Source organism: Pseudomonas sp. BF-R-30, from assembly GCF_019956175.1.
Taxonomy (GTDB): Bacteria; Pseudomonadota; Gammaproteobacteria; order Pseudomonadales; family Pseudomonadaceae; genus Aquipseudomonas; species Aquipseudomonas jessenii.
This window is the reverse complement of the sequence record NZ_JAHBDE010000047.1, coordinates 22,549-29,352: the sequence shown is the minus strand read 5'-3', so window position 1 is coordinate 29,352 and position 6,804 is coordinate 22,549. Positions and strand designations below refer to the sequence as shown.

Sequence of the window (6,804 nt, the reverse complement as noted above, 5' to 3'; positions counted from 1 at the left end):
GCGGTCTGACATTCACCATCATCGTTGAATGTCAGACCGCTTTCGCGAGCAAGCCCGCTCCCACAGGGGGTAGCAGGTTTGTTCAGTTTATCCGCGGTGACGACCACGGAAGTAATTGATCAGCCCTTGGGTCGAGGCGTCCTCGGCCGGGGTTTCTTCGCTGCCGACCAGGCGGTTGTAGACGCCTTTGCCCAGCTCCTTGCCCAGTTCCACGCCCCACTGGTCGAAGGCGTTGATGCCCCAGATCACGCTTTGCACGAAGACTTTGTGTTCGTACATCGCCACCAGAGCGCCGAGGCGACGCGGGCTGATGCGCTCGACCACCAGGGTGTTGCTCGGACGGTTGCCCGGGATGACTTTGTGCGGTGCAAGCTTTTGCACTTCGGCTTCGCTCATGCCTTTGTCACGCAGTTCGGTTTCGGCCTCGGCAAGGGTCTTGCCGAGCATCAGCGCCTGGCTCTGGGACAGGCAGTTGGCGTACAGCCACTGGTGGTGGTCGGACACTGGGTTGAAGCTGACGATCGGCACGATGAAATCGGCCGGGATCAATTGGGTGCCCTGGTGCAGCAACTGGTGGTAGGCGTGCTGACCGTTGCAGCCGACGCCGCCCCAGATTACCGGCCCGGTGTCTGTGGACACGGGCTTGCCGTCCTGGCGCACGCTCTTGCCGTTGGATTCCATGTCCAGCTGTTGCAAGTGCTTGGTGATGTTACGCAGGTAGTGATCGTACGGCAGGATCGCGTGGCTCTGCGCGCCCCAGAAGTTGCCGTACCACACGCCGAGCAAGGCCAGCAGCACTGGCATGTTCTGTTCGAACGGCGCGGTCAGGAAGTGCTGGTCCATGGTGTAGGCACCGGACAGCAGCTCCTTGAAGTTGGACATGCCGATGGCCAGGGCAATCGGTAGACCAATGGCCGACCACAGCGAGTAACGCCCGCCAACCCAGTCCCACATCGGGAAGATGTTCTCTTCGCGGATGCCGAACGCTACCGCGGCGGCGTTGTTGCTCGATACCGCGATGAAGTGGCGATACAGCTCTGCTTCCGAACCACCCTGGGCCAGATACCAGGCACGGGCAGCCTGGGCGTTCTTCAGGGTTTCGAGGGTGTTGAAGGATTTCGACGAGACGATGAACAGCGTGGTCTCGGCGCGAAGCTTCATGGTCAGTTCGTGGAACTCGCTGCCGTCGATGTTTGCCAGGTAATGGCAACGCACGCCTTTCTGGGCATAGGACAGCAAGGCTTCGGATACCAGTTCCGGGCCGAGGAAGGAGCCGCCGATGCCGATGTTCACCACGTCAGTGATCGGCTTCTCGGTGTAACCGCGCCACAGACCGTCGTGGATACGGCCGACGAGGTCGGTGATCTGGTTCAGTACCTTGTGCACTTCCGGCATCACGTTGACGCCATTGACCGACAGCTTGTCGCCAACCGGGCGGCGCAGTGCCGTGTGCAGGGCCGGACGACCTTCGGAAGAGTTGACGATTTCGCCATCGAACAGCGACTTGATCGCGCCCTTGAGGTCGACTTCGTTGGCCAGGCCCACGAGCAGATTGCGGGTCTCGGCGTTGATCAGGTTTTTCGAGTAGTCGAGAAACAGGCCGCAGCTGCTGAGGGTGAATTGAGTAAAGCGCTGCGGATCGGCATTGAAGGCTTCGCGCATGCTGAAATCCTGCATGGCTTGGCGGTGGTCATTCAACGCTTGCCAGGCGGGCAGAGCGGTAACGTCGTGAGGAGTGCGGTAATACGCCATCGCTGCGGGTTTCCTTATTACTTGAACGGCCTTTTGAACACTAAAAATCCCGGAGCGCTGTGGGTGGGCGTTCCGGTCAACTGCGTCGACACGATTTCATGGCGCAGGGCGACTACAGTAAACCCCGCGCAATGATCTGTCTTGACTTTGTCTGACCTGTTTCCGGTACTTTTTAACATCGAAGTTAGGAAAGGACCGACAAACGGAAGAGGCAAGACTCGTATCAGGCAACCTGGACCGGAATGGCATTGCTGGTGTGACTCAGTTCATTGCCCGGTGCCATGTAGAGCATGCGTGGCTTGAAGTTGAGCAGTTCAGCTTCGCTGTAATGAGCGTAAGCGCAGATGATCACGCGATCACCGACCTTGGCCTTGTGGGCAGCGGCGCCGTTGACCGAGATCATGCGCGAACCTTCTTCGCCACGGATGGCGTAGGTGGTGAAGCGCTCGCCGTTGTCGACGTTGTAGATCTGGATCTGCTCGTACTCACGAATGCCGGACAGGTCCAGCCATTCACCGTCGATGGCGCAGGAGCCTTCGTAATCGAGTACAGCGTGGGTGACTTCGGCGCGATGCAGCTTGGCTTTGAGCATGATGGCGTGCATGAGTATTTCCCAGGTCGGAATCGAACGGCGAGCAGTTTGCCCGATGGCTTGAGAGGCAGCAATAAGGTGTGGAAACTGCCGCAGATCGAATGTGGGAGCGGGCTTGCTCGCGAAGGCGTTGCGTCAGTCGAGGTATGTGTCAGCTGACAGACCGTATTCGCGAGCAAGCCCGCTCCCACAGGGTATTGCAGTGTTTAGATTGGCGCGTCGAGGTTCAGGTGCAGGTTGTCGATCAACCGCGTCGTACCGAGGAACGCCGCCACCAGAATCACCAGGTCACGATCCTGCGCCGTCGCCGGGCGCAAGGTCAGGGCATGGCGGATTTCCAGATAGTCAGGACGCAGGCCGGCTGCTTCGAGCTGTTTGATCTGGGTGCCGATCAGCGCCGGGTAGTCGCGTTCGCCCTGCTTGATCGCTTCGCCGATCGCATTCAGCGTGCGATAAACCACCGGTGCCAGAGCGCGTTGCTCTTCACTGAGGAAGCCGTTGCGCGACGACAGCGCCAGGCCATCGGTTGCGCGAACAGTGGGCTCACCGATGATCTGGATCGGCATGTTCAGGTCATGAACCAGCGCGCGAATCACCGCCAGTTGCTGGAAGTCTTTCTCGCCGAAAATCGCCAGGTCCGGCTGGACCATGTTGAACAGCTTGCTGACCACAGTCGCCACGCCTTCGAAATGCCCCGGACGGCTGGCGCCGCACAGACCTTCGGACAATTGCGGGACACTGACGCGGGTCTGGCCGGCCATGCCGTCGGGATACATTTCGTCAACGGTGGGGGCAAACAGCAAATGGCAACCGGCCTGGAGCAGTTTTTCCTGGTCGGCGGCGAGGGTGCGCGGGTACTTGTCGAGGTCTTCGCCAGCACCGAATTGCAGCGGGTTGACGAAAACGCTCGCCACCACGAAGTCCGCCCGTTGGGAGGCTTTGGTCACCAGTGCCACGTGGCCACTGTGCAGGTTGCCCATGGTTGGCACAAAGGCGATGCGTTTGCCTTCGCCACGGGCTCGGGCCACGGCGGCCCGCAGTTCGCGTACGGTTTTTACGGTGTTCATGCAGAGAATCCGTGTTCGATCCCAGGGAAAGTTGCCGCCTTGACTTCAGTCACGTAGGCATTCAATGCAGCGTCAATGCTGGTCTGGCCAGTCATGAAGTTTTTCACGAATTTCGGCACGCGACCGGTAATGGACAGGCCCAGCATGTCGTGCAGAACCAGCACCTGGCCGTCGGTGCGATTGCCGGCGCCAATACCGATCACCGGAATCTTCACCGCCTGGGTGATTTCTTCCGCCAGTTCGCTCGGGACGCACTCGAGCAGCAGCATTGCCGCGCCAGCCTGCTCCAGGGCGATCGCGTCGGCGCGCATCTGACGCGCCTGGTTTTCATTGCGACCCTGGACCTTGTAGCCGCCAAGGATGTTCACCGACTGTGGCGTCAGGCCCATGTGCGCGCAGACAGGGATGCCGCGCTCGGCCAGCAGGCGGATCGAGTCGGCCAGCCACAACGCTCCTTCGACCTTGACCATGTGCGCGCCGGCCTGCATCAACAGGGCGCTGTTGGTCATGGCTTGCTCGGTGGTGGCGTAGGCCATGAAAGGCAGGTCGGCGAGGATCAGGGCATCGCTGTTACCGCGTTTGACGGCGGCCACGTGGTAAGCCATTTCCGAAGTGGTGACAGGCAAGGTGCTGTCGTGGCCCTGCAGAACCATGCCGAGGGAGTCGCCCACCAACAGCACTTCGACGCCGGCCTGATTGCAGGCGTGGGCGAAGGTCGCGTCGTAGCAGGTCAGCATGGTGATTTTTTCACCTTTTTGCTTCAGACCTTGCAGGGTGGTCAGGGTGATGGCTGGCATGAAAAGTTCCTCATTCAGGCGCTGTGAAAACTACTGCGAGTAACGCGCGTGATTCTTCGTTGAATACAGGCGCACGCTCTTTCGTCGTGCTTTTAAGGCCTGGATTGCGCCCTTGAACGCCGTGTAGGCGGCAGCGGGACGCCTATAGTCGTGAGGAGAACGAGGGAAGTCAATTGCGTGTGTTACCGCATTGTTACGGGTGGGGTGTTACCGGGGTAACTGATGCGATTCAGCAGCAGATCTTGTGCGCGACACAAAACCAATGTGGGAGCGGGCTTGCTCGCGAAGGGCGCATCAGATTCAACATTAATGTTGATTGATACACCGCTTTTGCGAGCAAGCCCGCTCCCACAGGGTATTTGTGTCACGTCGGGAGGAGGCGTTCCAGGCCGACGAACGGGCATGCCTTGAGCAGTTCGGCCAAGTTCCGGCCATCGGCCAAGTGCAGATCCGCAGGTGCCAGTTCCGCCAGCGGGTACAACACGAAGGCCCGTTCCTGCATGTGGTAATGGGGAACCTTGAGGCGCGGTTCGTCGATCAGGCGATCACCGAACAGCAGGATGTCGAGGTCTAGCGTGCGTGGCCCCCAGCGCTCAAGACGCTCGCGACCCTGGCCGTTTTCGATGGCCTGCAAGGCATCCAGAAGATCCAGCGGCGCCAGTGTGCTGTCGAGAGCGGCGACTGCATTGGTGTAACGCGGTTGGCCGGGCAGAAGCGAGTCACTTTGGTAAAACGCAGAAACCCCGACCAACTCCGATTGCGGCAACTGCGCCAGCGCTTCGACGGCACTGCGCAATTGTTCGGCGGGGTCAGCCAGATTGCTGCCCATGCCGATGTAGATGCGTTCCATGGATTACTCGCCCGTGGTGCTCGAAGCGCCGGCAGCGCGTTTGCGCTTGGAACCACCGCTGCGGCGACGCTTGCGCGGGGCGCCGGTGCCTTCGTCCTTGCCGCTGAGGTCGCGAATCATGTCGCGACGCTCGCTTTCGTTGGCGTCCTGATAGTCCGTCCACCATTCGCCCAGGCCATCGGTCTGCTCGCCGGCGCTTTCACGTAGCAGCAGGAAGTCGTAGCCGGCGCGGAAGCGCGGATTGTCCAGCAACAGATCGGCACGCTTGCCGCTGCGGCGGGGCAGGCGTTCCTGCATGTCCCAGATTTCGCGGATCGGCATGGTGAAGCGTTTCGGAATCGCAATGCGCTGGCACTGCTCGGCAATGAGTTCGTGCGCCGCTTCCTGCATCGCCGGAATCGGCGGCATGCCACGCTCCTGCAGGCGCAGGACGCGGGCCGGCAGGGCAGGCCAGAGCAGGGCTGCAAACAGGAACGCCGGGGTCACCGGTTTGTTCTGCTTGATCCGCAGGTCGGTATTGATCAGGGCTTCGCTGATCAGGGTGTGGGTGTACGTCGGGTTGTATTCCAGTGCTTCGGCGCTGGCCGGGAACAGTGGATCGAACAACTGCAGGTCGACCAGCATTTCAAACGTGTCGGCGGCATGGCCGGAGAGGAACAGCTTGAGCACTTCTTCGAACAGACGAGCCGACGGGATCTCGCGCAGCATCGGCGCCAGGCCGCGGATAGGCAGGGCGCTGTGTTTTTCGATGCCGAAGTTCAGCTTGGCGGCGAAACGCACGGCCCGCAGCATCCGTACCGGGTCTTCCTGGTAGCGTTGCGTCGGATCGCCGATCAGGCGGATCAGGTGATTGCGGATGTCGTGTACGCCGTTGGCGTAGTCGAGGATGCGTTCGCTGACCGGATCGTAATACAAGGCATTGATGGTGAAGTCGCGACGTTGCGCGTCCTCTTCCAGGGTGCCGTAAACGTTATCGCGCAAGATGCGCCCGCTTTCGTTGCGCGAAGACTGGTTGCTGTCTTCCTCGTCTTCGTTTTGCGGGTGATTGGCGCGGAAGGTCGCGACTTCGATGATTTCGCGGCCGAAGTGGATGTGCACCAGTTTGAACCGGCGCCCGATGATTCGCGCGTTACGGAATTCGGCCCGTACCTGCTCGGGTGTGGCGCTGGTGGCAACGTCGAAATCTTTCGGGGTGATACCCAGCAGCATGTCGCGCACGCAACCGCCAACCAGATAAGCCTGATAACCGGCGTTCTGCAGGCGTTCAACGATATTCACCGCGTAACGGCTGAATTGCGCCTTCTGCAGCGAGTGTTGGCCGCTGTTGAGCACTTCAGGCGTGCTGCGAATGTGTTGCGTAGGACGCTTGGGAGAACGGAATGACTGGAACAGCTTCTTCAGCATGGGATGCACTGTTTGAAGGAATATTCGGCCATAACAGAAGAATGACCGCATGATGGGCGGGGATTCTAGCATTTAGTCGGGGGATGGTGTAGGAGACAGCAGATATGAGATGTAGGAGCGGGTATGGGGGGATCGCAGAAACCACAAGGGGAGCCGAAGCTCCCCAAGAAGTAGTTGCATGCTCTATTTTTATTTTTGGTTTCGGGCTTCTTGTTTTTGTTGAGTGCCCTCGCCATGAAGCTTTCCTTCATGACCCTCCCAATCGGGAGCCAAGAGCAAACGGATTGCTTTGGTCGCTGAATTGCAGTGATCTTTCGATCCAACCAGTACAGGCTCTGTCTT

Annotated in this window: 6 protein-coding genes; all 6 read right to left on the bottom strand. The window is 59.9% G+C overall.

Going from position 1 to position 6,804, the window contains the following annotated elements:
- Positions 1–87: 87 nt before the first annotated feature.
- Positions 88–1,752, bottom strand: coding sequence for a glucose-6-phosphate isomerase (gene pgi / locus KGB20_RS22265; RefSeq protein WP_150813464.1), 1,665 nt, complete (start codon positions 1,750–1,752; stop codon positions 88–90).
- Positions 1,753–1,975: 223 nt separating this feature from the next.
- Positions 1,976–2,356 carry an aspartate 1-decarboxylase gene (panD, locus tag KGB20_RS22260; protein ID WP_003228271.1) on the bottom strand — a complete coding sequence of 127 codons (381 nt, stop codon included), beginning with the start codon at positions 2,354–2,356 and terminating at the stop codon, positions 1,976–1,978.
- A gap of 194 nt (positions 2,357–2,550) precedes the next feature.
- Positions 2,551–3,411, bottom strand: a complete 861-nt coding sequence (gene panC / locus KGB20_RS22255) for a pantoate--beta-alanine ligase (protein WP_154862187.1) — start codon at positions 3,409–3,411, stop codon at positions 2,551–2,553.
- The gene (gene panB, locus KGB20_RS22250) at positions 3,408–4,208 is read right to left on the bottom strand and encodes a 3-methyl-2-oxobutanoate hydroxymethyltransferase (protein ID WP_057713273.1); all 801 of its coding nucleotides are present in this window, start codon (positions 4,206–4,208) and stop codon (positions 3,408–3,410) included. The genes panC and panB overlap by 4 nt, the downstream gene beginning before the upstream one ends.
- A 364-nt stretch (positions 4,209–4,572) precedes the next feature.
- Complete coding sequence (gene folK, locus KGB20_RS22245) at positions 4,573–5,058, bottom strand: 2-amino-4-hydroxy-6-hydroxymethyldihydropteridine diphosphokinase (RefSeq protein WP_150813462.1); 486 nt, start codon at positions 5,056–5,058, stop codon at positions 4,573–4,575.
- Positions 5,059–5,061: 3 nt separating this feature from the next.
- Positions 5,062–6,462 carry a polynucleotide adenylyltransferase PcnB gene (locus KGB20_RS22240; RefSeq protein WP_056728631.1) on the bottom strand — a complete coding sequence of 467 codons (1,401 nt, stop codon included), beginning with the start codon at positions 6,460–6,462 and terminating at the stop codon, positions 5,062–5,064.
- Positions 6,463–6,804 lie beyond the last annotated feature (342 nt).

Excerpts from the sequence above, each read along its gene's own strand:
- panC (WP_154862187.1), bottom strand. The coding sequence starts at position 3,411 with ATGAACACCGTAAAAACCGTACGCGAACTGCGGGCCGCCGTGGCCCGA.
- KGB20_RS22240 (WP_056728631.1), bottom strand. The coding sequence starts at position 6,462 with ATGCTGAAGAAGCTGTTCCAGTCATTCCGTTCTCCCAAGCGTCCTACG.
- pgi (WP_150813464.1), bottom strand. The coding sequence starts at position 1,752 with ATGGCGTATTACCGCACTCCTCACGACGTTACCGCTCTGCCCGCCTGG.
- panB (WP_057713273.1), bottom strand. The coding sequence starts at position 4,208 with ATGCCAGCCATCACCCTGACCACCCTGCAAGGTCTGAAGCAAAAAGGT.
- panD (WP_003228271.1), bottom strand. The coding sequence starts at position 2,356 with ATGCACGCCATCATGCTCAAAGCCAAGCTGCATCGCGCCGAAGTCACC.
- folK (WP_150813462.1), bottom strand. The coding sequence starts at position 5,058 with ATGGAACGCATCTACATCGGCATGGGCAGCAATCTGGCTGACCCCGCC.